Annotated in this window: 23 protein-coding genes; 19 read left to right on the top strand and 4 right to left on the bottom strand. The window is 69.6% G+C overall.

Features of this window, described 5'->3' with window-relative positions; translation table 11 throughout:
- The first annotated feature begins 3 nt into the window (after positions 1-3).
- The 12 genes from F0U44_RS06560 to F0U44_RS06505 all read left to right on the top strand — a co-directional run bounded on the left by F0U44_RS06560 (position 4) and on the right by F0U44_RS06505 (position 11,446).
- Positions 4-852, top strand: a complete 849-nt coding sequence (locus tag F0U44_RS06560) for an MlaE family ABC transporter permease (protein WP_149727385.1) — start codon at positions 4-6, stop codon at positions 850-852.
- The gene (locus tag F0U44_RS06555; protein ID WP_188113349.1) at positions 816-2,168 is read left to right on the top strand and encodes an MCE family protein; all 1,353 of its coding nucleotides are present in this window, start codon (positions 816-818) and stop codon (positions 2,166-2,168) included. Before F0U44_RS06560 ends, F0U44_RS06555 begins: the two co-directional genes overlap by 37 nt.
- Positions 2,165-3,253 (top strand): MCE family protein, encoded by a 1,089-nt coding sequence (locus F0U44_RS06550; protein ID WP_149727383.1) that lies wholly within the window; start codon positions 2,165-2,167, stop codon positions 3,251-3,253. The genes F0U44_RS06555 and F0U44_RS06550 overlap by 4 nt, the downstream gene beginning before the upstream one ends.
- On the top strand, positions 3,250-4,365 hold the full coding sequence (locus tag F0U44_RS06545) for an MCE family protein (RefSeq protein WP_188113348.1): 1,116 nt from the start codon (positions 3,250-3,252) through the stop codon (positions 4,363-4,365). The genes F0U44_RS06550 and F0U44_RS06545 overlap by 4 nt, the downstream gene beginning before the upstream one ends.
- Positions 4,362-5,504, top strand: coding sequence for an MCE family protein (locus tag F0U44_RS06540; protein ID WP_188113347.1), 1,143 nt, complete (start codon positions 4,362-4,364; stop codon positions 5,502-5,504). Before F0U44_RS06545 ends, F0U44_RS06540 begins: the two co-directional genes overlap by 4 nt.
- Positions 5,501-6,727, top strand: coding sequence for an MCE family protein (locus F0U44_RS06535; protein WP_149727380.1), 1,227 nt, complete (start codon positions 5,501-5,503; stop codon positions 6,725-6,727). The genes F0U44_RS06540 and F0U44_RS06535 overlap by 4 nt, the downstream gene beginning before the upstream one ends.
- A complete protein-coding gene (locus F0U44_RS06530) occupies positions 6,724-8,124 on the top strand; it encodes an MCE family protein (protein ID WP_149727379.1) in 1,401 nt (466 codons plus the stop codon). The genes F0U44_RS06535 and F0U44_RS06530 overlap by 4 nt, the downstream gene beginning before the upstream one ends.
- 2 nt (positions 8,125-8,126) lie before the next feature.
- On the top strand, positions 8,127-8,675 hold the full coding sequence (locus F0U44_RS06525; RefSeq protein ID WP_149727378.1) for an Rv1363c family protein: 549 nt from the start codon (positions 8,127-8,129) through the stop codon (positions 8,673-8,675).
- Between the two features lies 1 nt (position 8,676).
- Positions 8,677-9,228, top strand: coding sequence for a hypothetical protein (locus tag F0U44_RS06520; RefSeq protein ID WP_149727377.1), 552 nt, complete (start codon positions 8,677-8,679; stop codon positions 9,226-9,228).
- A gap of 102 nt (positions 9,229-9,330) precedes the next feature.
- Entirely contained in the window at positions 9,331-10,071 is a 741-nt protein-coding gene (locus F0U44_RS06515) for a hypothetical protein (RefSeq protein WP_149727376.1), read from the top strand.
- Positions 10,068-10,802 (top strand): hypothetical protein, encoded by a 735-nt coding sequence (locus F0U44_RS06510; protein WP_149727375.1) that lies wholly within the window; start codon positions 10,068-10,070, stop codon positions 10,800-10,802. Before F0U44_RS06515 ends, F0U44_RS06510 begins: the two co-directional genes overlap by 4 nt.
- Positions 10,799-11,446, top strand: a complete 648-nt coding sequence (locus F0U44_RS06505; RefSeq protein WP_149727374.1) for a glycosyltransferase family protein — start codon at positions 10,799-10,801, stop codon at positions 11,444-11,446. Before F0U44_RS06510 ends, F0U44_RS06505 begins: the two co-directional genes overlap by 4 nt.
- 58 nt (positions 11,447-11,504) lie before the next feature.
- On the opposite strand, the gene F0U44_RS06500 is transcribed toward F0U44_RS06505, so the two are convergent.
- Positions 11,505-11,981, bottom strand: a complete 477-nt coding sequence (locus F0U44_RS06500) for an alpha/beta fold hydrolase (RefSeq protein WP_149727373.1) — start codon at positions 11,979-11,981, stop codon at positions 11,505-11,507.
- Between the two features lie 121 nt (positions 11,982-12,102).
- Between F0U44_RS06500 and F0U44_RS06495 the strand changes: the two genes are divergently transcribed.
- Positions 12,103-14,424: an ATP-binding protein gene (locus F0U44_RS06495; protein ID WP_188113346.1), complete on the top strand. Its 2,322-nt coding sequence runs from the start codon at positions 12,103-12,105 to the stop codon at positions 14,422-14,424.
- Positions 14,425-14,428: 4 nt separating this feature from the next.
- Here F0U44_RS06495 and F0U44_RS06490 read toward each other — a convergent pair whose 3' ends face one another.
- Positions 14,429-15,463 (bottom strand): PDDEXK nuclease domain-containing protein, encoded by a 1,035-nt coding sequence (locus F0U44_RS06490; RefSeq protein ID WP_149727371.1) that lies wholly within the window; start codon positions 15,461-15,463, stop codon positions 14,429-14,431.
- A 205-nt stretch (positions 15,464-15,668) separates the two neighbouring features.
- Here F0U44_RS06490 and F0U44_RS06485 point away from each other — a divergent pair, with 205 nt between their 5' ends.
- The 6 genes from F0U44_RS06485 (at position 15,669) to F0U44_RS06460 (ending at position 21,971) form a co-directional block, all read left to right on the top strand.
- Positions 15,669-16,628 (top strand): alpha/beta fold hydrolase, encoded by a 960-nt coding sequence (locus F0U44_RS06485; RefSeq protein WP_188113345.1) that lies wholly within the window; start codon positions 15,669-15,671, stop codon positions 16,626-16,628.
- Positions 16,618-18,036 carry a wax ester/triacylglycerol synthase domain-containing protein gene (locus F0U44_RS06480; protein WP_188113344.1) on the top strand — a complete coding sequence of 473 codons (1,419 nt, stop codon included), beginning with the start codon at positions 16,618-16,620 and terminating at the stop codon, positions 18,034-18,036. The genes F0U44_RS06485 and F0U44_RS06480 overlap by 11 nt, the downstream gene beginning before the upstream one ends.
- A gap of 80 nt (positions 18,037-18,116) precedes the next feature.
- Complete coding sequence (locus F0U44_RS06475; protein WP_149727368.1) at positions 18,117-18,536, top strand: nuclear transport factor 2 family protein; 420 nt, start codon at positions 18,117-18,119, stop codon at positions 18,534-18,536.
- Between the two features lie 27 nt (positions 18,537-18,563).
- Positions 18,564-19,751 (top strand): thiolase family protein, encoded by a 1,188-nt coding sequence (locus F0U44_RS06470; RefSeq protein WP_149727367.1) that lies wholly within the window; start codon positions 18,564-18,566, stop codon positions 19,749-19,751.
- Between the two features lie 14 nt (positions 19,752-19,765).
- On the top strand, positions 19,766-20,923 hold the full coding sequence (locus F0U44_RS06465; RefSeq protein WP_149727366.1) for an acyl-CoA dehydrogenase family protein: 1,158 nt from the start codon (positions 19,766-19,768) through the stop codon (positions 20,921-20,923).
- Position 20,924: 1 nt separating this feature from the next.
- On the top strand, positions 20,925-21,971 hold the full coding sequence (locus tag F0U44_RS06460) for an acyl-CoA dehydrogenase family protein (RefSeq protein ID WP_149727365.1): 1,047 nt from the start codon (positions 20,925-20,927) through the stop codon (positions 21,969-21,971).
- A 22-nt stretch (positions 21,972-21,993) separates the two neighbouring features.
- Here the strand turns inward: F0U44_RS06460 and F0U44_RS06455 are convergent, their stop codons facing one another.
- The gene (locus F0U44_RS06455; protein ID WP_149727364.1) at positions 21,994-22,698 is read right to left on the bottom strand and encodes a hypothetical protein; all 705 of its coding nucleotides are present in this window, start codon (positions 22,696-22,698) and stop codon (positions 21,994-21,996) included.
- 10 nt (positions 22,699-22,708) lie between these two features.
- Entirely contained in the window at positions 22,709-24,283 is a 1,575-nt protein-coding gene (locus tag F0U44_RS06450; RefSeq protein ID WP_149727363.1) for a phytoene desaturase family protein, read from the bottom strand.
- Between the last annotated feature and the right edge of the window lie 101 nt (positions 24,284-24,384).

Raw genomic sequence — 24,384 nt, 5'->3', positions numbered from 1 at the left:
CCGATGGCCCCGCTGACCGCCGCTCGCACCGCGCCCCGCCGCGCCTACAAGGCGACCTACGACGCCCTGTCGGGCATGGGCGACCAGGTTGCGTTCTACGGGCGCAGCCTGCGCGGCACCCCGCGGGCGGTCGTGCACTACCGCAAGGAAGTGCTCCGCCTGCTCGCCGAGGTCAGCCTCGGCCGCGGCGCCCTCGTGCTGGTGGCGGGCACGCTCGGCATCATCGTCTTCGAGGTGCTGGCCGTCGGCAGCGTGGTCGGCCTGGTCGGCTACCAGGGGCTGCGTCAGGTCGGGATCGAGCCGTACGTCGGCTTCCTCTCCGCCTACTTCAATACCCGCGAGGTCGCTCCGCTGGTGGCGGCCAACGCGCTGGTGGCCACCGTCGGCGCGGGCTTCACCGCGCAGCTCGGCGCGATGCGGATCAGCGAGGAGATCGACGCCGTCGAGGTGATGGCGATCCCGTCGATCCCCTATCTGGTGAGCACCCGGATCGTCGCCGCCTTCATCGCGATCATCCCGCTCTACCTGGTCGGCCTCATCGGCACCTACGCCGCGACCGAGGCCGTGTCGATCCACTACTACGGGCTGACCGGGGGCACCTATGACCACTACTTCACGCTGTTCCTGCCACCGATCGACATCCTCTACTCGTTCGGCAAGGTGCTTGTCTTCGCCGTCATCCTGACGCTGGTCTGCTGCCACTACGGCTTCAGCGCCAGCGGCGGTCCCGCCGGCGTCGGGGTGGCCGTCGGCCGCGCGGTGCGGATGGCGACCGTCCTCATCGTCGTGTCGGACTTCTTCATCAGCCTCGCCCTGTGGGGATCGACGACGACAGTGCGGATCGCCGGATGACCGCGCGCCCGCACGCCCGGCCGCTCCTCGGGATCGGCTACCTCGCCGTCGTCGGGCTGCTCGTGCTGCTCAGCATCGGCGTCTACAACAAGTCGATGCCGTGGCAGACCGCCGACGAGGTCACCTTCCAGACCCAGCAGGTCGGGCTCGGCCTGCAGGCGCAGTCCGACGTGAAGTTCCAGGGGCAGCGAGTCGGTGAGGTCCGCGAGGTGACGACGGACGGCAAGACCGCGACCGTCACGCTGGCGCTCGACCCCGACCTGATCGGCACCATCCCGGCTGACGTCGACGCGCTGGTCGTCCCGAAGACGCTCTTCGGCGACAAGTTCGTCGACCTGCGGGCCCCGAAGGGTGGCGGGGGCGACAAGCTCGAGGACGGCTCGACCATCGCGCAGTCGACCACGTCGGTCGAGCTGGGCGAGATCTTCGACCGGCTGGTGCCGGTGCTCCAGACCCTGCAGCCACAGCGCGTCGCGGCGGTGCTCGGCTCGCTCGCCGACGCTCTCGACGGCCGCGGCGACGACATCGCCACCACCCTCAACACGACCCAGACCCTGCTGACCCGGCTGGAGCCGGCGTACGGCGACCTGGTCGACGACGTGCGACTCCTCGCCGGGACCGCCGACATCTACGCCGACGCCGGTCCCGACCTGCTCGGCATCCTCGACGACGCCGCGGCGATCTCCCGCAACGACCTGGTGCCCCACGAGGCCGACCTCGCCGCGCTCCTCGACGCCGTCGTCGGCACGTCGAGGACGACCGAGCAGGTGCTGCGCCAGAACCGCGACGACCTGGTGCGGCTGGTCGGCCGGTCCGGCCCGGTGCTCGAGGTGCTGGCGCAGTACTCCAGCGAGGTGCCGTGCATCCTGCGCGCACTCGAGGCCGGCAACAAGCTGGCCAACCTCGCGTCGGGTGTGCGCGGTCCCTACATCGCGCTGACAGTCGACATGATCGTCGACCAGCCCGCCTACGTGTATCCCGACGACCTGCCGTCCAACCCGAGCAGCGACGCCTACCTGACCAATCTCCCCGACGCGATCCCGGGCTGGGCTCCGCACTGCCCCGTGCTCCCGGACCGGGTCGCGGCGCTGGGGGACACGCCCGCGCCGTACTCCCAGCAGCCTTATGCACAGACCTTCGACGCCGGCGAGACCGGCGACGAGCCGAGCCCGCGGAGCAACCCGGCTCGCCCGCCGCGGGAGGCGCTGGCCGAGGCGCTCGCCGCATCAGCGCTGGGCGTCGCCGTCGAGGACCTCCCTGGCTACGCCTCGCTGCTGATGGTGCCGCTGACCCAGGGTCAGGTGGAGGTCCGATGAGCCGGCCCGGCACGCGCAGCCGCATCCCGTCCTCGGCCTGGAAGATGGCGGTCTTCGTCAGCGTCACCCTGGTGCTCATCGGCGTGCTGGCCACCCTGATCGGCAACATCTCCTTCACCTCGACCAAGACCTACTACGCCCGCTTCTCCGACGCGACCGGCGTGCTGCACGGCGACCGGGTCCGGTTGTCGGGCATGGAGGTCGGCACCGTCCAGGACGTCGAGCTGGTCGCCGCCGACGGCGGTCGACGGGTGGCGCTCATCGAGTTCAAGGTCCGCGAGGAGATCCCCGTCCTGGAGGGCGCCCGTCTCGAGCTGCGCTACGAGAACATCGTCGGCCAGCGCTACCTCGCGATCGAGGAGTCGACCGACGACGGCGACCCGATGGAGGACGGCGGCACGTTCCCGATCGAGCAGACCACCCCGGCGGTCAACCTGACCGAGCTCTTCAACGGCTTCCAGCCGTTGCTCCGCGCCCTCGACCCCGAGCAGACCAACACGCTCGCCTTCGAGATCGTGCGGGCCTTCCAGGGGGAGTCGGTCAGCATCGCCAACCTGCTCGCCGACACCGCCGACCTGACCAACACCCTCGCCGACAAGGACCAGGTCATCGGTCGGGTCGTCACCAACCTCAACGACGTCCTCGGCACCGTCGACACCCGCGACCAGGAGCTGTCGGCGCTCATCGTGCAGTTCCGCGACTTGATGATGGGGCTGTCGGACAACCGCGACGCGATCGCCGTCCAGCTCCCGCGTCTGGCCGACCTGCTCGAGGGCACGACCGACCTGATCCGCGACGTGCGCCCGCCGCTCGCCCGCACGGTGCGGGGTCTGCGTGCCGTGGCACGACAGCTCGACCTCGACAAGGGTGTGCTCGCTGACTCGCTGCGCGAGATCCCGCGCAAGCTGCGGTTGATGGCGCGCACCGGCTCCTACGGCTCGTGGTTCAACTTCTACGTCTGCGGCGCCGAGATCCGGGTCAAGCTGCTCGGCGACACGATCTACCTCGGCACGCCCGGGATCGCGGCCAACGAGTCCAACAGCGTCTGTGCCGGCGCGGACGCCCGGCCGGAGGACCAGCCGTGAGCCGCCGCCACGGGCGCATCGCCTGGACCGAGCGCAACCCCGTGCCGATCGCGCTGTGCGGTCTGCTGCTGGTCGCCGGCCTGCTCGTCGCTGCCGCCAACTGGCACCGCCTGCCGTTCATCGACGACAGCACGACCTACCGAGCGGAGTTCACCGACGCCTCGGGCCTGGTGGCGGGCGAGGAGGTCCGGATCGCCGGGGTCAAGGTCGGCACCGTCGAGGCCCTCGAGCTCGACGGCGACAAGGTCGTCGTCGAGTTCACCGTGTCCGGCGTCGACCTCGGTGACCGCACCGAGGCCGGCATCGAGGTCAAGACGCTGCTCGGTCAGCACTACCTCAGCGTCACCCCGGCCGGCGACCACCCGATCGCCGCCAACGCGACCATCCCGCTGGAGCGCACGTCCACGCCGGTCAACATCGTTCCGGCGTTCAACCAACTGGCCGATCAGACCGCCCGCACCGACACGAAGCAGGTCGCGCAGGCGCTCGACGCGTTGGCCACCACCCTCCAACGCACCGCCCCTGAGATGCAGGGTGCGCTCGACGGCCTGTCGCGACTGGCTCGCACCGTCACGACCCGCGACGACCAGATCGCCGAGCTCTTCGACAAGACCGACCGGGTGACCGGCGTCGTCGCCCAGCGCGACCAGGAGCTCGGTCAGCTCCTCACCGCGTCCGACCAGGTGCTGGCGTTCCTCAACGAGCGGCGCACCGTCATCCGCGCGATCATCCAGGACACCCGCGGCCTCGCCGAGCAGCTCGCCGGACTCGTCGACGACAACGAGGGTGTGCTCGAGCCCGCGCTGCGCGACCTGCGCTCCGTGCTCAGCGTGCTGCGGAGCAACGAGCGCAACATCGACAAGGCGCTGACCTACGCCGCTCCTTACGCCCGCGAGTTCACCAACGTGGGCGGCACGGGTCAGTGGTTCGACGCGACGTTGAAGTTCCCGCGCGGCTTCGCTCTCTGCAGCACCAACGACTCGACCGACCCGACCGGGGGTCTCCTCGACCCGATCCTCAGCGCGCTCAACAACGGCGTCAACGGCAGTGACGCGCCCTGCCTGCCACTGGGTCCGGCGATCTCGTCGCGACTGGCCGAGGAGCAGCCGTGAAGAAGATCCTGATCGTCACCGTCGCCGCCGTCCTCGTGCTCGTCGGCCTGGCCACCTTGCGGCCCGCGCTGAGCGAGGACCAGCACACCCTGAGCGTGATGTTCCCGCGCACCACCAACCTCTACGAGGGCGCCCAGGTCAAGGTGCTCGGTGTGAAGGTCGGCAGCGTCGACTCCATCGAGCGCGAGGGCCTGCAGGTGCGCGTCACGATTTCCTACGACCCCGACGTCAAGCTCCCGGCCGACGTGCACGCCGTCATCGTGCCGCCGTCGGTCGTCGGAGACCGGTTCATCCAGCTCGCCCCGGCCTACACGGGTGGAGAGGTGCTCGCGGATGGGGCGGATCTCGACATCGACCGGTCCGGCGTACCGCTCGAGCTCGAGGACACCTATCGCGCCCTCGACCAGCTCTCCAGCGACCTCGGGCCGAAGGGCGCCAACCGCAACGGTGCGCTGACCCGGCTGATCAAGGCCGGTGCCGATAACCTGCGCGGTCGCGGCGTCCTGCTCAACCGCACAGTACGCGAGCTCGCCGACGCGATCGGCGTGATCGCGGGCAGCAGCGACTCGATCAACGGCAGCACCACCAACTTCGCCCGCATCACCCGGCGGTTGGCGGGCTCGGACGCGACGATCCGCAGCCTGGTCCGCAACCTGGTGGCGGTGGCGACCGAGCTCAACGGGCAGGGCGACAGCCTGGCGGCGGCGGTGACGACGTTGGACCGGGCGCTGGGCCGGGTCGCGACCTTCGCTCGCGACAACCGCGCCAACCTGCGGCACGGCGTCGCCGACCTGACCTCAGTCAGTACGACGCTGCGCCGCCACCTGCGCGAGCTCGAGGAGATCAGCGATCTGGCCCCGGTCGGCCTCGTCAACCTGATGAAGACCTACGTGCCGCGCAACTGGGACCCGACCGACCGGAGCAGCAGCGTGATCAACGGACGGACCGGTTCGCAGAACCTGCACGCCGCTCTCCTCCAGGATCTCGACGTCCAGCTGTCCTACACGTTCGGCGCCTTCTGCGCCGCTCTGCCTGCTGACGCTGGCAACCAGCTCGCGCCCTTCTGCGACGCCTTGTCCTCGGTCGGCGGCAGCCTGGGTCAACTGCTCGTCGATGCCTACGGACGTGATCTGCCGTGAAGCGCCTCGTCGGAACGACCCTCGCGCTGACCGCCCTGGTGGCTGCCGGCGGCTGTGACTACCGCGGTGCCTCCAGCCTGCCGCTTCCGGGTGGCGCTGGCGGCGGCGGCTACACCGTGACCGCGGTGTTCGACGACGTCACCAACCTGGTCCCGAAGGAGACGTGCCGGGTCGGCAGCGTCGTCGTCGGCAGCGTCGAGTCGATCGAGATGCGCGACGACCTCAAGGTCGAGGTGGTGTGCCGCATCGATCCGGAGGTCGAGCTCGCCGCCAACGCTGTTGCGACCCTGCGCGAGACCAGCCTGCTCGGTGAGCGGTTCGTGGCGCTCGACCCGCCTGCCGGCGAGAAGCCGACGGGCACGCTCGAGCACGGCGCGATGCTCGACGAGGCCGATTCCCACGTGGTCCCCAACGTCGAGGTCGTCCTCGGCGCACTGTCCGCCGTCCTCAACGGCGGCGGGCTGGGCAACATCGACACCATCAGCCAGGAGCTGACCACGGCGCTGAGCGGGTCCGACCTCGGCGGCACGACCCGTCGGTTCGCCACCCTCGTCGGCACGCTGTCGGACCACCGCTCCGAGATCGTCGCCGCTCTTGACGCGATCGACCGGCTCAGCGCGGTCCTCGGTGACCAGCGCGACGTGATCGCCTCGGCGCTCGACTCGATCCCGGACGGCCTGGCCGCCCTTGATCGTCAGCGGCCCCGGCTGGTCCGCACGCTCGACGCGCTCGGCGACCTCTCCGACGTCGCCCTGCCACTGATCCGCGACACCAAGGCCGCCACGGTCAGAGACCTCGAGCTCCTCGCGCCCGTCCTCGAGGACCTCGCCGCCTCCAAGCACCGGCTGGCCAAGGCACTCGAATACATCGTCACCTTCCCGTTCCCGAGCTACACGAAATACGTCACCAAGGGTGACTACGCGGGCATGTTCGCGACGTTCACCCTCGACCTCGACTCGCTCAACCACCTCCTCGGCACCCAGGCGCCCCAGCTGCCCGAGCTGCCGGTCCAGGGCGACGACCCGACGACCTCCGACGACCCTTCGCTGATCCCCGGCCTGCCCGACCTGTCGGACCTGTCCCTGGACGAGCTGCTCGACCTGCTGCCCGACCTCCAGCTGCCGCTCGGTGGCGGGAAGCACGGACCCGAGGAGGTCGACGGCAGCTCGTCGAACGACCTCCCCGAGACGTTGGCCGACCTGCTGACGGGTGGTGCGCGTTGATCTCCCGTCAGGTCAAGATCCAGCTGGTCGCCTTCGCCATGATCACCGCGTGCGTCCTCTACTACGGCGCCACCCGCTATCTCGGCGTCGGTGAGATCGTCCATCCGCCGTACCGCGTCGAGATGCAGGTCTCCGATCCGGGCGGTCTCTACCCGCGGGCCGACGTCGAGCTGCTCGGCACCCGCGTTGGCCGCGTCGACGAGCTCAAGCCGGGACCCGGATCGGGCACGACGGTCGTGATGCTGATCGACCACGACGTCGAGATCCCCAGCGACGTCGCGGGCGCCGTGGCCGCGAAGTCGGCGATCGGTGAGGGCTACGTCGCGCTGACGCCGCGCTCGGAGGCACCGCCGCTCGAGGACGGCGACGTGATCCCACTCGCGGACACCACCTCGCCGATCCGGCTCGAGAGCTTGCTCGGCCACCTCGACGCGCTCGCCCGGTCGCTCCCCTTGCGCGACCTATCGACATTGCTCACCGAGAGCGAGGCCGCGCTCAACGGCATCGCGCCGAGCGTGCGCCGACTCATCGACGGCGGCCAGCGCCTCGCGTCGAGCACCTTGAGCAACGTCGAGGACCTGACGTCACTGATCCGTGACGCCCGGCTGGTGCTCGGCACCCAGGTCGAGCTCGGGCCGGAGACGCGGCAGTGGGCCGAGCAGCTCGCCGGGCTCCTCGACCGGCTGCGCGACCTCGACCCGACGCTGCTCAGCCTCTACGACACCGGCCTGCGGGCGTCGACCGGAGTGACCAACCTGCTCGCCGACAGCCAGCCGGTCCTGCCGGTGCTGTTGGGCAACCTGGTCGCGGTGACCGAGGTCGCCGCGCAGCGGATCCCCGGGCTGCGCAAGACGCTCGTCGTCTTCCCCTGGATCCTGGAGAACCAGGTCAACAGTGCGCGCTACTGCGACGACTACGACGCGCAGACCGGCGAGGTCGAGGCGAGCACCTGCCACTACGACGACAACGGCGAGCCGATCTACACGCTCCACCTGTCCCAGCAGCTCGACAAGCTCGCCGGCATCCCCTACCTCTCCTGCACCGAGGGCTACCAGGACACCCGGCGCTTCCGGCCCGACGGTGTCGCGGAGGACGGCGGTCCGGCACAGACCCTGGCCGAGGAGCCCAACCTGCGGGCGCACTGCGCGTCGCCGCCCACCGACAAGGTCTCGCCCAACGTGCGCGGTGCGCAGAACGTCACCACGCCGGCGTACGCCCGGCCGGGGCCGGGATCTGACCTTCGGGAGGCACCGCCCCTGGCGCTCTACGACCCGTCGACCGGTCTGCTCACCGACGGCGACGCCGCGACGCGGATCAGCGGGGTCCGTGGGAAGCGGCCGCCGCAGGGTCCGGCGGGCCTCGCCTGGCTGCTGACCAGCCTGCTGGAGGATTCGTGACCGTGGACACCGAGCCGGAGAACGAGCCCGTCATCGAGAAGGACGAGGCCCCGTTGAAGGTCGAGCTCGCCAAGGGGCCGGTGGTGCAGTGGGCGGTGGCGCTGGTGCTCGTCGTGGCGCTGGTGGTGCTGGTCGTGCTCACCGTCCAACATGCGCAGGGCGACGAGCCGCCGGGTTTGACCGACGCGCCGGTCGACGTGGGCGAGCACGCCGCAGAGCAGTTCTTCACCCTCGACCACCGCTCTCTCGACGACGACATCGAGGCGATGCTCGCGATGGCGACGGGCGACTTCGAGGCGCAGTACGAGAAGCAGTCCGCGGCTCTGCGCAGGGCGGTGGCCAGCAAGAAGCTGGTGCTCAGCGCGAGCGTGCCGGAGAGCGGCACCGCGGTCGAGTACTTCACCGATCGTGAGGCGTGGGTCCTGGTCGCCGTCGACGTCCACACCGAGAGCGGCGGCGAGGCGATCGACGACACCCGCTACCGCACCCGCGTCGTCCTCTCGAAGGTCGGCGGGCACTGGCTGGTCTCCCGGCTCGAGCAGGTGGGCTGACGTGCGACCGCTTCCTCGCCTCGTGCTGCCGATCCTCCTCGGCCTCGTCATCGCTGCCCTCGTCGCCTTCTTCGTCGTCGACCCCGATCCCGCCCAGCTCCCGCACAAGGCGCCCCAGCTCGGCGATGCGGGCGGCGGCGACTACGTGCCCGGCTCCGTGCCTGGTGACTCGGGGGAGGCCGTTGACGTTGCCGTCGAAGCGCTCCCGCTCGCCCTGGCCTACGACTACCGCTCGTTGCGCAAGGGCCTCGACGCCGCGACCGCGCTGATGACTGACGACTTCGGCAAGGAGTTCCGCCGTACGTTCGAGAGCTCGGCCGCCGACCTCGCCCGCACCCAGCACGCCGTCACGACGGCGACGGTGCGGGCCGCGGGCGTCGTACGCGTCGAGAAGGACCACGTGCTCTGCCTCGTCTACGTCGACCAGCTGCTGGTCTCGAGCACCACCGTCAAGGACGAGGACGCGCCTGTCCGCGTCTCTCAGAACCGGGTGCTCGTCGGCGTCACCGAGGATGGCGATGGGTGGCGGGTCGACTCGATCGACCCGATCTGAGGGGGAGCTCGCGCCGCTGCCCGTTGACGGGGTGGCGTTCGTCCGGCATTTTGTGAGACGCTTAGTGTCAAAACAAAACCTCGGCGGACAAGTGAGGACCAGATGTACGACGTCGGGTCGACCCTGACTGCGGTCGATGACAACGTGGCGCTGTTCCTCGCGCTCGGGGCCCTCGCGCTGCTCTGCAACTGGTACTACTTCTACGAGTGCGCGCGCCTGGCTCGGCGGGATCGGTGCGCCCCGATGGCGCTGTGGGCAACGACCGCGTTCATCGGTCACGACGGCAGCTATCTGCTGAACTTCGACGACTGGTTCTCGAAGTACGACCACTGGTTCCCGCAGCTCTTCTGGGTCGGGCTGATCGTGACCTTCTCCTTCGAGCTGGTCTTCTTCGCCCAGACCGTGCTCTTCGGTCGTGCCGAGATCGCCCCGGGCCTCACGCAGCCGCAGTGGGTCGCCTACTGCTTCGGGGCCCTGGCGACCGGCATCACCTTCTGGGCCGTCGTACGCAGCTATCTCGACGACTCGCTCTACCTGATGACCTTCCTGGTGACCTTCGGCATGTGCGCTCCGGCGACCATCGCCTTCATGGTCCGGCGGGGCTCGCGCCGGGGAGTCGGGACCGGGCTGCTCGTGTCCTACCTCGGGATCGGGGTCTTCTACATCGCGCTGACCACGTTCGTCATCGGTGGCGCCTTCGCCGAGCCGCTGTGGCTCCTGGGTTGTGCCGTGTGCGTGGCCCTCGCGGTGTTCATGCTGGTGCTCTACCGGAGCCTGCCGGAGTGGGAGGCCGCCGACGAGGGGGCGACGACCGGCGCCCTCGCTGGGGCTGGCGTCCCATGACCTACGACGCTCGCGCGGCGCTGGCGGCGATCGACGACCACACGGTGGTCGTCCTCGCGTTCTTCGCCGTCGTGGCGGTCGCGACCTTCACCTACCTGGTGTCGTCGTTCCGCACGGCCTACCAGGACCGGGCCTACTCCTGTGCCCTGCCGGCGGTCGGTTGGTTCGCCGTCCACGACCTGGGCTTCGTGCTGCAGTACGACCAGTGGTTCCACACCTACGACCACTGGTGGGTCAAAGGCTGGTGGGTCGCCCTGATCGCTACCAGCCTGATCGAGCTGGCGCTCGTCGGGCTGGTGGTCCGCTATGGGCACGCCGAGCTGGCACCGCACCTCTCGCGGAAGGTCTTCGCCCTGGGCGTGTGGGCGGGCGTCGCGGCGATCGGAGTGCTGTGGATCCTGGTCAAGCGGTCCATCGACGACGACCTCTACCTGATCTCGTTCCCGATTACGGCGTTCTGGGCCGTCCCGTTCGGCACGGCGCTGATGCTGCGCCGCGGCAGTCGACGAGGTCAGTCGGCGCTGCAGCCCGCATGTGTCGCCGTCATCGTCGTGGGCTTCCAGGGCGCGCTGTGGTTCGTCGACGACTTCTTCCGCTCGTGGGAGTTCCTCACGTTCACGGTGATGGCGGTCGGCTGGTCGCTTGCGAACATCTGGCTGATCCGGACGCTGCCCGCCTGGTCGCGATCGGCGCCGGACGTTCCGGTGCCCGTCGAGGCGGTGGCCCGATGACGGAGGAGAAGTTCCGCGTCCTGATCCCCGTGGGGCCACTCGGGGAGTCCTTGCCGCGGATGGACGTGCCCGACGTCGTACGGCGCGATCTCGCGCTCGCCTTCGCGTTGGACACCGTTGCCGTCGCCGTGCGGTGCAGCGCGGTCGAGGACGTCGTCGTCGTGACCCGCGACCCCGAGGTTGCCGCGGCGTTCGGTGACCTGCAGGTGCAGGTGCTCGAGGCCGTCGACACGTCGGGTGTCAGTTCGGTGATCAGTGCGGCCTACGCGGAGGTCAGGAAGCGGGTCGTGCCGACCGCGGTCCTCATGAGCGACCTGCCGGCACTGATGCCCGACGAGCTCTACGCGGCTCTCACGCGGGTGACCACCTGGCATCGCAGTGTCTTCGCCAGCGAGCTGCTGGGCGACGGCACGACCTTCTACGCCGGCCGGCCCAACGGCTTCCGTCCGACCTTCGGGCGGCGTTCGGCGTCGTGGAACGACTCTGCCGGCGCCCTCCGGATCGGCAACGACCTCCCCGGTCTGCGGTGCGACGTGGACGACCTCGAGGGGCTCGCCGTGGCGAAGTACCTCGGCGTCGGCGCCCACACCAGCCTCGTGCTGGACCGTCACCCGAAGCTCCGGTCGTTGAAGCTGACCGGCTGATGCCCAAAAAGGCTGAAGGGATCCCCGGTGTTCCGGGGATCCCTGCAACCTGCCCTCCCTAGGCGGCCTGACGCACCGGCCCTGCGCCGTGGTGCTGGTGCGTCAGGACCAGACCGGCGATCTCGTCACCGCAGGCCTCGGCGGCGAGGGATGCGATGTCCCCGGCCTCCGCGTGGCCCACGATCACGACCGGCAGGTCCGGGAAGCGTGAGGCGGCGTCGTCGACTGCCCCCAGAACGGTGCACACCGCCTCCGCGAACGTGTCTTCGGCGGTGTCGACCTCGCAGGCGATGGTGACCGCGCCGGCGAGCACGGTCCGCTCGATCGCCGCGCCGCACTCGGCGAGGTTGGCCGGCGGCGCGACGAGGACGACGACCAGGGTCGGCGCGGTGAGGTCGTCGCGGTAGGTGTGCGTCCCGGCGAAAGCGGGGGCGGTGAGCGCTGCAGTCATGACGATCTCCAGTCTGTTTTCGGTGGCCGGGTCGGGAGCGGATGGGGTGATCCGGCCTGCCTGGAAGTCTGTGATGACCGTCATAGGCTCCACATGGTGAGGACTACGTAGACCGCTACGTAGATCCGGGGAGCAACCGCTCCTTGACCACACGGTGAGCGTGCTTGCACAGCGTCGGTGCGACGTGTGTGATGGGCGCATGGTCGTGGGGCGTGTCGTAGACGTGACGCCTTTGGTGGGTCGCAGGCGCGAGCTCGAGACCATCAAGCGGCTCCTCGAGGGCAACCGGCTGGTGACCCTGACCGGCGTCGGTGGCGCCGGCAAGACGCGCCTGGCGCGACGGGTCACCTCCGACCTCGCTCGGGTCTACAAGGACGCCGCCTGGGTCGTCGAGCTGGCCGACGTGCAGGACCCCGACCTGCTCGGCCACAGCGTCGCGCGCGCGATCGGGCTCCAAGTGAAGTCAGCCGACTTCGACCCGGGGTTGCTGATCGAGTTCTTCGGCGACAAGCGGGCGCTGCTGACCCTCGACAACTGCGAGCACCTCGCCGAGGCGTGTGCCGGTCTGGTCGAGAACCTCCTGCTCTCCTGCCCGGGACTGCGCGTGCTGACGACGAGTCAGCGGGCGCTCGGTCTCACCTCGGAGAGCCTGTTCCAGGTGCCGCCGCTGACGATGCCGGGACCCGCTGCGGACACGCCGCCGGACGGCCTGCGTCAGTACGAGTCGATCTCGTTGTTCGTGGACCGGGCCGCTGCGGTCCATCCCGGCTTCGAGATGACCGCGAGCAACGCGGCGTCGATCGTCGAGCTCTGTCGAGCGCTCGAAGGCATTCCGCTGGCGCTCGAGTTAGCAGCCGCACGGACCCGGGTGCTCTCGCCGCAGGCCATGCTGGATCGGCTCGAGGACCGCTACCAGCTGCTGAACCGGGGCTTCCGGGGCAACGTCCCCGACCGGCAGCGGTCCCTCGAGGCGTCCGTCAACTGGACCTACGACCTCTGCTCGGAAGCAGAGCGGCGGCTCTGGGTCGACCTTTCGGTTTTCCGGGGTGGTTTCGACTATGACGGCGCCGAGGCAGTGGCAGGTGGGGACATCGCGGACGACGGCTTCCTCGACCTCCTCGACTCCCTGGTGGAGCGATCGGTGGTCTGGAGGCACGACGACGGCGGACGCGTGCGGTTCCGGATGCTGGAGACCCTGCGGCTCTACGGCAAGCGCGAGCTCGAGCGCGCCGACCGGATCGACGAGGTCCATCGCCGCCACCGCGACTACTTCCTGGCCCGCGCCGTGCGGTTCGAGGCCGAGTGGACCGGGCCGCGGCAGGTCGCCTGGTTGCAGGAGATGCATGCGGACTACGCCAACATCAGGGCCGCTCTCCAGTACTCGGTCGAGCACTCCGACGCCGACAAGGCACTGCGGATCCTCAGTGCTCTGGAACCGTTCTGGATCACCGGGGGCTCGGTCAGCGAGGCGCGGCGGTGGCTGGACCTGGCGCTCGCCGAGACGCCGCAGGGCGACGTACCGAGTCTGGCGGTGGCGCTCCGGGTGGCGGCTTGGTTCGCGCTGATCCAGGTCGACCTCGACGCCGCGGCGGCCGTGGTCGACGGCATGCGTGTCCTCGTGGGCGCACCCGGGACGGAGCCGGACCGGCAGACGCAGGCGCAGGCCCAGATGGCCGAGGGTCTGCTCGCTGCGTGGCAGGGCGAGACCGAGCGGGGTGTCGAACAGATCGAGGCGAGCGTCGCCGGCTTCGAGGAGACCGGCGAGCTCTCCGCGCGGGCGTTCGGCCTCGTCGTGAGCGGGATGCTCCGCGGATTCACGGGGCAGATCGAGGAAGGTCGCGCCTCGCAGCTGCGCTGCCTCGCTCTGACCGAGCCGAGAGAAGAGCTCTACATGCGGTCCTTCGCGCTGGCCATCCTGGGCGTGCTGGCCCTCGGCGAGGGCGACGCGAAGGCGGCGCAGCCTCAGATGCAGGAGGCGCTCCGCATGAAGCGCCAGCTCGGCGACCAGCTCGGGATCGCCTTGGCGCTGGAGTTCCTGGGCTGGACCGCGGTCGTCGCTGGCGAAGGAGAGCGCGCGGCCACCCTCCTGGGCGGGGCCGGGTCGGTCTGGAACACGCTGGGCGTCTCGCTCAGCACCCTCCCGCACTTCTCCGAACGTCGCCGCGACAGCGAGGCGGTCGCGCGATCGATGCAGCCGGAGGAGGTCTACGAGAAGTCCGCGGGCGCTGGTGCCGCTATGGGCATCGAGGCCGCCATGGCCTTCGCGTTGGGCGAGGACACGCGGCCCGCCAAGGCACGCAAGGAACAGCGCGCGACCGACGGTGCCACTCCCTTGACCAAGCGAGAGCGCGAGGTCGCCGTACTGGTGCAGGAGGGGTTGAGCAACCAGCAGATCGCCGAGCGTCTCGTGCTGTCGACCCGGACCGCCGAAGCCCACGTCGAGAACATCCTGCGCAAGCTCGGCTTCTCCTCGCGCGCGTCAGTCGCGGCCTGGGTCGCCGAGCACCACGACGAGCTGGGCGGCTGAGGGTTCAGTCCCCTCCGAACTCGCGCTCGATCTGCTTGATGGTCGGCAGGTTCGTCCTCAAGGGTTCGGGCAGCGCCTCGAGGAGCTGGTACTCCGCAATCCCTAGGGGCCTCGTGGTGTCGCGCAGGGCGTATTCGGCGACGATCTCATTCTTGGTCTTGCACAGCAGCAGGCCGATCGTCGGGCCATCGATGTCGTCCTTGACCTGGGCGTCGATGGCGGTCATGTAAAAGCCCAGCTGGCCGAGATCGCCAGGCTTGAACTTGCCGGCCTTGATCTCGATCGCCACGTAACAGTGCAGCTTGAGGTGGTAGAAGAGCAGGTCGACGAAGAAGTCATCGCCGCCGACCTCCAGGTGCACCTGCCGCCCGACGTAGGCGAATCCCGCTCCGAGCTCCACGAGGAACTGGGTGACGTGGTCGACGATCGCCTGCTCGATCTCGCGCTCCCGGGCCTTCTTCCCCAGACCGAGGAAGTCGAGCTTGTAGGGATCCTTCAACGCTTGGCGTGCTTGGTCCGATTGGGGCTCGGGGAGCGTTGTCTCGAAATTGGCGACGGCTCGGCCCTGCCGCTCGATCGTCCGTGCATCGATCTGCATCTCGAGGATGTTCCGTGACCAGCCGTGTTCGAGTGCTGCTCGCGCATAGGCAACCCGGAGGTCGGTGGTCTTGACTCGGTCCAACAAGACCATGTTGTGGCCCCACGGAATTTGTGCAGCAACCTGCTGCACAATTTCGTAGTCCGGCCAGGCTTCGGTGAAGGCCCTCATGTACTTGAGGCTGCGCGGCGAGAACCCTCGTGCGTCGGGAAACGCCTCGCGAAGGTCATGGGCAAGTCGATCGATGACCTTGCTGCCCCACCCTTGATGGACTTGGCGGTCGAGGATGTCTCTACCGATCTGCCAGTAGAGCTTCAGTAGCTCCGTGTTGACCGCAAGTGCGGCGCGCTGTTGGGCGCTGTGGATGCGGGTCTTGAGGTCAGCGAGCCAGTCGCCGTATCCCTCGGGAGGGTCGATGAGCGAAGACGAAATGTTGTTCATCGAACAAGCCTGTCAGATGCCTCCGACTGTTCAACCTGTTCTCCACAGGGCCAGCGAGCCGGTGGCCAGCGGTCGTGCGTCAGGAAGCACTGGCATCAAGACTTTTCGAGAACTTCTATCCCAAAAGTGACGCAGGGACTAGATAATGAGATGCAAAGGCTGGAAAATGATTGACCACACATCGTGCGACGCAGGGGGAGTGTCTGTGGGAACCGCAGAGGCCTGGCGAGGGATCGACTGGAGTCGACACCTCGGTGAGGTGACGGTCGACGGTCGCCGGGTGAAGTACGTCGACCACGGCGACGGTCCGCCGCTGCTCCTCGTGCACGGGATGGCCGGCTCCTGGGAGACCTGGCTGGCCAACATCCCCGCGCTGAGCGAGTCGCACCGGGTGATCGCGGTGGACCTCCCCGGCTTCGGCGGGTCCGACCCGCTGCCGGAGGCGGACACCTTCGACGGCTACGTCCGGACCCTCGAGGTGCTGCTCGACGAGCTCGCGATCCCGAGCGTCGCGGTGGTGGGCCACTCGCTGGGCGGGCTGGTCGCGCTCTCGTTCGCAGCCGCGCTGCCTGAGCGGGTGCGCTGCCTGGTGCTCGTCTCCGGCGGCGGAGCCGAGCTGTCGGCGGCGCGGCTGCGGGCGATCCGGGTCGTGTTCTGGTGCCTCGCCGCCGTGCTCACGATCCCGGGTGCCCATCGTTTGTTGACGACGCCGGCCGTTGTCCGCGCGGTGACCAAGCCCGCGATCCACTCGGGCCGCGACGTCCCGGTCGAGCTGCTGCGACGGATGATGCCGCGCCGGGTCGGTCCGGGGTTCATGGACGCGGTGAGCCGCGGCTCCGCGCAGCTGGCGGCACTCGAGCCGCGGCGGATCACCGCGCCGGTGCTGCTCGTGTGGGGCCGTCACGACCGGATCCTGCCGGTCGCGACGGGCCAGCAGCTCGACCGCAGCCTGCTGCAGTCGCGCCTGGTCGTCATGGAGGAGGCGGGGCACTGCGCGATGTTCGAGCAGCCCGAGGAGTTCCTCGCGCTCGCGACCAACTTCTTGGACATGCAGCTGATCGATCGGAAGGGGCCGGCGACGGATCGGGCGTCGGCCCGCTCATGGGAGGCGCCGCGCGCAGAGGGCGACGCGGCAAACAGATATGGGGACGGCAATGCTGGATGAGAACGAGATCGCACAGGGCCGCGCAGAGCTGATCCACTGGGGAGAGCCCGAGCTCAACCCGCTGGACGCTCTGATGTGGCGGACCGAACGACCCCCCGCGGACTCCTGGACCGGGGTCGTGGTCATCGTCCTCAGTGAGACGCCGACGTGGGAACGCATCAAGTCCGCGCACCGCTGGGGGATCAAGCTCGCACCCCGCTTCGCGGAGCGGGTGGTCGAGCCGCTCGTCCCGACCGGTCCGCCGATGTGGACCACCGACGAGAACTTCGACCTCGACTACCACCTGCGCCGCGTGCGGCTGCCGGGCGAGGGCACCATGGCGGAGCTGCTCGAGTATGCCCAGGGACTGGCGGTCACGCCGCTCGACCGGTCGCGGCCGCCGTGGTCGGCTGTCTTCGTCGAGGGCCTCGAGGGCGGGCGCGCGGCGTACCTCCTCCAGGCGCACCACGTCCTCATGGACGGCGCCGCGGCCACGCAGCTCTTCTCGCGGATCCTCGACCGCGAGCCCGACCAGGAGCACAGCGGCGCGCCGACCGAAGCCGACCGGCCGCAGGTCTCGCGCCGCGACGCCACCGGGCGCGGGCTGCGTTGGCAGGCGGAGGCCGTGGGCGGTCTGCTGCGCGGCGGTGCGAAGGTGCTGAGCCAGGCCGCCGCTGACCCGGTCGGCACCCTCAAGGGTGCGGGCGCCTACCTCTCCTCGGTCCCGCGCGTGGCCACTCCGCCCCCGCCGGCGGCGAGCGAGCTGCTCGTGCCCGGCCCGCGCACGAAGTGGCGTTTCGGGAGCCTGGAGTGCGACCTGACGGACCTCAAGAAGGCTGCGAAGTCGGTCGACGGCACCGTCAACGACGCGTTCGTGTCCGCGATCCTGGGCGGGCTGCGGATCTATCACGACCGGCACGGCGCCACGCTCGGCGACGTCCCGATCTCGATGCCCGTCTCGATGCGGCGCGACGACGACCCGATGGGCGGCAACCGGTTCACCGGTGCCTTCTTCTCGGCACCGTCGGGCATCGCCGATCCTGCGGAGCGGATCCAGGCCATGCACGAGCGGGTGCTCGCCGTCCGTCAGGAACCGGCGCTGGACATCATGAACAAGGTGACGCCGCTGATGAACCTGGCACCGTCGCCGCTGGTGGCGGCTGCGATCTCAGGCCTCAACGCCGGAGCCACGTTGACGACCAGCAGCTGGCAGGGCGTCCCGTTCCGCACCTACTGGGCAGGTGTCCCGTTCGAGCGGATGTTCGTCTTCGGGCCCCTTCCGGGCACGTCGATGTGCGCGGCCCTCTGCACGCACGAGGGCGTGTGCTGCATCGGGGTCAATGTCGATGGCGACGTCTTCTCTGACACCGAGGTGCTCTGGGAGTGCCTGCAGGCGGGTCTGGACGAGGTCCTCGCGCTCGGTAGGTGAACCCGTCTTTGACGGCGGCCGGTCCACCTGATTATTCTGAGACAGATAAGATCATTAATCGGGTGGACCGGAGGAACCGAATGAGCGTCGAGCCGCGCCAGGTCGTGGAGACTTTCTACGAGGCAGCGAAGAACCGTGACGGCGAAGCGCTCGTCGCGCTGATCGACACCTCCTTCCGCGAGGACGCGGCCGTCGAGTGGCCGGCCGGTCTGCCCTACGGCGGTCGGGTCGAGGGTGCCGCCGTACTGCGCAAGGTGTTCGCCGGTCTTGCCACCCCGGACCCGTCCTTCGGGCCGGACGGGCTCAACGTCCTCACCGTCGTGGAGGACGGCGACCATGTCGCCGTCCAGGTCTCGTTCGCCTTCCGGGCCAACGGTTCGGCCATCGACTCCGGTGCGCTCGAGCTGTGGACCTTCACCGACGGCCTCGTCGCCGAGGTGAAGGCCTACTACTGGGACACGGCCGCCTGCCAGGCGCTGCTTCAAACCGCGACGGCCTGACCGCCGATCCCCTTCACAAGGAGCACCATGAGTACTGCTGTCATCGTCGACGCCGTCCGCTCGCCCCTCGGGCGCGGTCGCGCCCCCCGGGATGGGAAGCCGGGCGGCTCGCTGTCGGCCCTGCACCCGGCCGAGCTGCTGGGCCAGGTGCTGCGCCAGCTCGTCGAGCGGAACGGGCTCGACCCGGAGACCGTGGACGACGTCATCACCGGCTGTGTGAGCCAGGTCGGCGAGCAGTCCGGTCCGGTCGGCCGTTGGGCCTGGCTCGCGGCCGGTCTCCCCGAGTCGGTGCCGTCGGTGACGGTCCACCGGGCCTGCGGATCCAGCCAGCAGGCTGCCGACTTCGCCGCGCAGGGCGTCATCTCTGGTGTGTACGACGTCGTGGTGGCCTGCGGCGTGGAGTCCATGAGCCGCATCCCGATGGGCACCGCGCGGATCGGTCAGGACCCCTTCGGTCCGTCGGTCGCCGAGCGCTACGCCCCGGGCCTGGTGCCGCAGGGCATCTCCGCCGAGATCATCGCGGCGCGCTACGGATTCGACCGCACGATGCTCGACGAGTTCTCGGCGCGGTCCCACGACCTTGCGAGCACGACCGACGCCAGCGGCGAGATCGTCCCCGTCGTGCTCCCGGACGGCACGGTCGTGGCCGTCGACGAGACGCCGCGGCCGGGCACGTCTGTCGAGAGCCTCGGCGGGCTCAAGCCGTCGTTCTACTCCGAGGAGATGGCCGCTCGGTTCCCCGAGATCGGCTGGCACATCACCGCGGGGAACTCCTCGCAGCTGACCGACGGCGCGTCCGCCGTCCTGATCATGTCCGAGGAGCGGGCCGCCCAGCTGGGTCTGACGCCGCGGGCGCGCTTCCACTCCTTCGGCCTTGCCGGTGACGACCCGATCACCATGCTGACCGGCCCGATCCCGGCGACCGAGAAGGTGTTGAAGCGCTCGGGTCTCACCATCGACGACATCGACCACTACGAGGTCAACGAGGCGTTCGCGCCGGTGCCGATGGCGTGGGCGAAGCACTTCGGCGCCGACGACGCACGCCTCAACCCGCGGGGCGGGGCGATCGCGCTCGGACACCCGCTCGGCGCCTCGGGTGCCCGGCTGCTGACGACCATGCTCAACGGTCTCGAAGCCACCGGCGGCCGCTACGGCCTCCAGACCATGTGCGAGGCCGGCGGCATGGCCAACGCCACCATCATCGAGCGAATCTGAAGAGGACACACATCATGTTCGAGCTGACTGACGAGCAGCAGGAGCTGCGCAAGCTCGCCCGCAAGGTGGCGCGCGACCAGTACGCACCGCTCGCCCGCGAGTGGGACAAGAACCGCACGCACTTCCCCGTCGAGGAGCGCCGCAAGCTGGCCGAGCTCGGTCTGCTGGCCCTGCCGATCCCCGAGGAGTACGGCGGCGGTGGCCGACCGCTCATCGACGCCCTCATCGTGCAGGAGGAGTTCGCGCGGGTGAACTCGCTCGCCGCGTGGCCGATCTTCGAGGCCTCGGCCGGCCCGGCGCGGGTGATCCACCTCTTCGGCACCGAGGAGCAGAAGCAGAAGTTCCTGCCTCCGGTCGCCGCCGGTGAGAAGGTCATCGCGATCTGCATCTCCGAGCCGGACGCCGGCTCGGCCGCCACCGACGTGAAGACCAAGGCCCGCATCGAGGGCGACGAGGTCGTCATCGACGGCATGAAGCGCTGGTGCTCCGGCGGCGGTGTCGCCGAGCAGTACCTCGTCTACGTCCGCTTCGGCGCCACCCCGGGCGGCAAGGGCATGGGCGCGGTCGTCGTCGACAAGGACACCCCTGGCCTGACCTTCGGTCCGCAGGAGGAGCTGATGGGCCACCGCGGCGTCGGCTCGGCGGACATGTTCTTCGACAACGTCCGGGTGCCGCTGGAAAACGTGATCATCCCCGAGGGCGGCTTCAACAAGCTCTTCACCGCATTCTCGATCGAGCGGCTCGGCAACAGCACCATGTGCCTGGCGATCGCGCAGGAGGCCCTTGCGCGCACCGCGAAGTACGTCGAGGAGCGCCAGCAGTTCGGTAAGGACATCGTCGAGTTCCAGGCGATCCAGATCGGCCTCGCCGACATGGTCATCGCTGTCGACGCTGCGCGACTCCTGATCTACCGCGCTGCGATGGGTGCCGGCAGCGGTGCACCGGAGCAGATCGAGGCGTCGATCGCGAAGTGCTTCGCCAACGAGATGGTCAAGAAGGTCACCGACCTCGCGATCCAGCTCCACGGCGGCTACGGCTACTCCGAGGAGTACGAGATCGAGCGCATGCACCGCGACGCGGTCGGTTGGGCGATCGCCGGCGGCACGCCTGCGATGCAGCGCACCCGCATCGTGTCGGAGTACCTCGGTCGTCGTTTCGACCAGCGGGCCTGACATGGAGCTGGTCCGCAGGACCGGGTACGACGAGGACCACGCAACCTTCCGCGACTCGGTCCGTCGGTTCGTCGCAGCCGAGGTCACTCCTGACCTCGACCGGTGGCGGGCCGCGGGCCGCTTCGACCGTGGCCTGTTCGCCAACGCTGGCGAGCAGGGGTTCCTGGGCACCTCGGTGCCCGAGGAGCTCGGCGGCGCCGGTGTGGACGACCCGCGGTTTCCGGTCGTCCTGGTCGAGGAGCTTGCTCGAAGCGGCGCGGCTGGCCTCGCGCTGGTCGTCGCCCGACAGCTGGGCGTCGTCCTGCCGATGCTGGCGGCGCTCGCTGAGTGGAGCGACGACGTCGCTGCTGCCCTGACGGCGCTTGCCGCGGGGGAGTCGGTCGGCTGTGTCGTGGTGCTGTCGTCGGGATCGACGTCTGCCCGAGCTGTGCCCGGTGCTGCGGTGGCCGACCTGTTCGTGGTCGTCGATGCCGACGGCGCCGTGGTGGTCCTGCCGCGGGAGTCCGTCGGGGTCGACGTGACGTGCTCGCTGCTCGGTGGCTCTGATGCAGCCGTCGCGGACGTCACGGTGGCTCCCCACCTGCTCGACACGACCTCACCGGTCGAGCCGGCCGGGCTCGCAGCCCGTTCGCTCGATCTGTGGTCCGCAGTCGTGGGGTTGGCGGCGGCGCAGGCCGCCTTCGAGCTCACGGGGGACTACGTCCAGGAGCGCGCGGTGTTCGGAAAGCCGCTGTCGTCGTTCGAGAACACCCGGTTCCGCCTTGCCGAGAACGGCGCCGAGCTGGTGGCTGCGCACCAGCTCCTCGACAGTGCTGTTGCGGCGCTCGCCGACGGCGACCTCGCCGATGCCTTGGCCGCTGCCACCCGGATCGTGGTCGAGCGGGTCCACGACCAGGTCGTCGACCAGGGGATGCAGTTGCACGGCGGCTACGGCTACATGCGCGAGTACCCCATCTCGCACGCCTTCGGCGACGCGCGCTTCGTGCGCGCCACCGCCGCTGCGGTCAGTGAGCCTCGCAGGGTCCTGGCCGACGCACTCGGTCTCTGACGTCGCCGAGGTGACCTCGCTTTCAGGGAGCGGCGGCGTCCCTGCGCAGGTGGTGCTCGAGCAACAGCAGGTAGGCGATCGACAAGGACATCAGGCTGGCGCACAGCGCCCAGAAGTGCGCGTTGTCGAACAGCTCAGGCGAGAGTGACGGGAACAGGCCGAGCGCGAAGCCGCCCGGACCGAGCACGGTCGCCCAGGCGAAAGCGCGGGACTGTCCGCGTGCATTGCCGCGAGCCAGTATCCACGGAACGAGGAAGACCACGGCGACCACTTGCGTCGCGGCGAGGCTGACGAGCCGGAGCGGATCGTCGACCACTGACTGCAGCCACCACAGTCCGACGAAGGCGAACGCCTGCAGGAGAAGGTAGGAGCCGACGAACATCCAGCGCGGCAGGTCGGGGGCCAGCAGCGGTTGGCCGAAGGCGAGGTACTGGCGCACCAGCATCAGCTCGATGCCGACCGAGACCACCATGCCGACCCAGAAGATGGAGAAGTACCAGACGTCGACCTCGTGCAGCCAGTAGTCGGCGTGCAGCGCGAAGGTCCCATCGTGCGCCAACAGGAAGGCAGTCATCCCGATCGGTGCAGCGGGGACGCGGTCGCTGCGGCCGCAGCGGAAAGCCTGGACGATCTGCACGAAACCGGTCACCCAAGCGATCGCGGTGAAGACCAGCAGCGGGATAGAGGGCTCGTTGATCCGGTCGAGGACGGCCTGGACGTCGTACACGGGAATCTCCTCAGCGATCGGTGAGCGCGGTCCGGGCCGCGAGCCGCCCGGGCCAGCCGCTCACCCCGCCGCCGGGGTGGGAGCCGGCGCCGGCGTGGAAGTATCCCGCGACCGGGCTTCGGTAGCCGCCGAGACCAGGGGCGGGCCGGTTCATGGCCAGCCGCAGCGGCGTCATGTCGACGTGGAAGTACGACCCGTTCGGGGTGGCGTACTGCGCGCCGAAGTCGGCAGGTGACGTCACGACCCGGCCGATCTCGGCGTCCAGTCCGGACAGATGGGTGCCGGCGGTGGCGAGCACGCCTTCGGCGTACCGGTCCCGGACGTCGGCCCAGTCCTCGCGGGGCTGGGCGGGGACGTTCGAGGCGAGGTAGACGACGTCCTGTCCGGGTGGGGCGACGGTGGGGTCGAGGCCCGACAGCACGGCGAGGTACGACGGCGGCGCGGCCAGCGAGCGCCCCTGGCGGATCAACGCGAGCTGCTCGATCTGGTCGCCGAAGGTGCCGGTCATCAGCGAGACCGTGCGCAGGTCGTGCCCGTCGAGCCGGTCGCGCCGCGCCTGCGCGACCGGAAAACTCACCCGCCCGCCAACGGCGAGGTCGACCTTGAAGGTGGCGGAGTTGTTGCCGCTCGCCGGCATCATCGCGACCTTGGTCGTCACGTTGGAGTCAAGGACACCCTCCGCGAGGAGTGGCCCGTACGCCGTCTGGGGAGGGACGGCGGCCAGCACCCCGCGCCGCGCGTCGACCACCGTTCCGTCGCTAAGTCGGACGCCGCTGGCCTCGCCACCCTCCACCACGACCTCGGCCACGCCGCAGGACGTCCGCACCTGCACGCCGAGAGACCGGGCGCGCGATTCGAGCGAGCCGACGATCGACCGCATCCCGCCCCGCGGCCGCTGCACGCCCGGCCGGCTGTGCACGGCCGCGAGCCCGACGCAGTAGAACCCGCCGCCGTCGGCGTCGATCGGACCGATCATCGATCCCCAATAGGTGCCGAGCGAGCGCATCGCGTCGCTACGGAAGCACTCGGCCATCAGCTCGACGAGGTTGCTGGTCATGATCTGGCCGAGTCGCCGCCGGATCGCACGGTCGGGCGCCAGCTTCAGCAGGTGCTTCCCGAGCTCGCGCTTGGGCAGCTCGGCGGGGTGGCGCGACATCACGGTGACCAGCGCGCGGAAGATCCAGGAGAGGGCAGGCTGCAGGTCGGCGTATGCCCGGGCGTCGTGCGGCGAGAAGCGGCGCACCTCTGCCAGCGTGCGGTCGAGGTCGGCGAACAGCAGGAGGGTCTCGCCGTCGGGCCCTATCCACCCATACGGCGCGGGCACGGTGATCGTCTGGAACCCGTGCCGCCTCAGCTGCAGGTCGTCGACGATCGAGGTGCACGACATGAACATGTCGTCCATGGCTCCGAGGCTGAGCACGTGCTGGGGCGCCGCGGGCAGGTAGGCATTACTTGCCGAGAGCCCGCCCAGCACGGGGCGCTGCTCGACGACGAGAACCGAGGCGCCGGCCGCGCCCAGTGTGCAGGCCGCGCTGAGCCCGTTGTGCCCGCCGCCGATCACGACGAAGTCGTAGCTCTCTGCCATCGATGACCTTCCGATCGGGCGGGCGACATTTGGACAACAGATGTACAACTGTCGTATTTGTGAATAGTCTGATCTCAAATCAAGTGGCTGTCCACCCCTGG

The sequence above is a fragment of the Nocardioides humilatus genome (assembly GCF_008373755.1).
Lineage (GTDB): Bacteria > Actinomycetota > Actinomycetes > Propionibacteriales > Nocardioidaceae > Nocardioides > Nocardioides humilatus.
The sequence above is the reverse complement of the archived record's forward strand: the minus strand, read 5'-3'. Positions and strand labels throughout refer to the sequence as shown.

Bases quoted from the DNA above. Each gene is read 5' to 3' on its own strand.
- F0U44_RS06510 (WP_149727375.1), top strand. From the start codon at position 10,068: ATGACCTACGACGCTCGCGCGGCGCTGGCGGCGATCGACGACCACACG.
- F0U44_RS06450 (WP_149727363.1), bottom strand. From the start codon at position 24,283: ATGGCAGAGAGCTACGACTTCGTCGTGATCGGCGGCGGGCACAACGGG.
- F0U44_RS06470 (WP_149727367.1), top strand. From the start codon at position 18,564: ATGAGTACTGCTGTCATCGTCGACGCCGTCCGCTCGCCCCTCGGGCGC.
- F0U44_RS06480 (WP_188113344.1), top strand. From the start codon at position 16,618: ATGCTGGATGAGAACGAGATCGCACAGGGCCGCGCAGAGCTGATCCAC.
- F0U44_RS06505 (WP_149727374.1), top strand. From the start codon at position 10,799: ATGACGGAGGAGAAGTTCCGCGTCCTGATCCCCGTGGGGCCACTCGGG.
- F0U44_RS06475 (WP_149727368.1), top strand. From the start codon at position 18,117: ATGAGCGTCGAGCCGCGCCAGGTCGTGGAGACTTTCTACGAGGCAGCG.
- F0U44_RS06550 (WP_149727383.1), top strand. From the start codon at position 2,165: ATGAGCCGGCCCGGCACGCGCAGCCGCATCCCGTCCTCGGCCTGGAAG.
- F0U44_RS06500 (WP_149727373.1), bottom strand. From the start codon at position 11,981: ATGACGGTCATCACAGACTTCCAGGCAGGCCGGATCACCCCATCCGCT.
- F0U44_RS06515 (WP_149727376.1), top strand. From the start codon at position 9,331: ATGTACGACGTCGGGTCGACCCTGACTGCGGTCGATGACAACGTGGCG.
- F0U44_RS06465 (WP_149727366.1), top strand. From the start codon at position 19,766: ATGTTCGAGCTGACTGACGAGCAGCAGGAGCTGCGCAAGCTCGCCCGC.
- F0U44_RS06460 (WP_149727365.1), top strand. From the start codon at position 20,925: ATGGAGCTGGTCCGCAGGACCGGGTACGACGAGGACCACGCAACCTTC.
- F0U44_RS06490 (WP_149727371.1), bottom strand. From the start codon at position 15,463: ATGAACAACATTTCGTCTTCGCTCATCGACCCTCCCGAGGGATACGGC.
- F0U44_RS06560 (WP_149727385.1), top strand. From the start codon at position 4: ATGGCCCCGCTGACCGCCGCTCGCACCGCGCCCCGCCGCGCCTACAAG.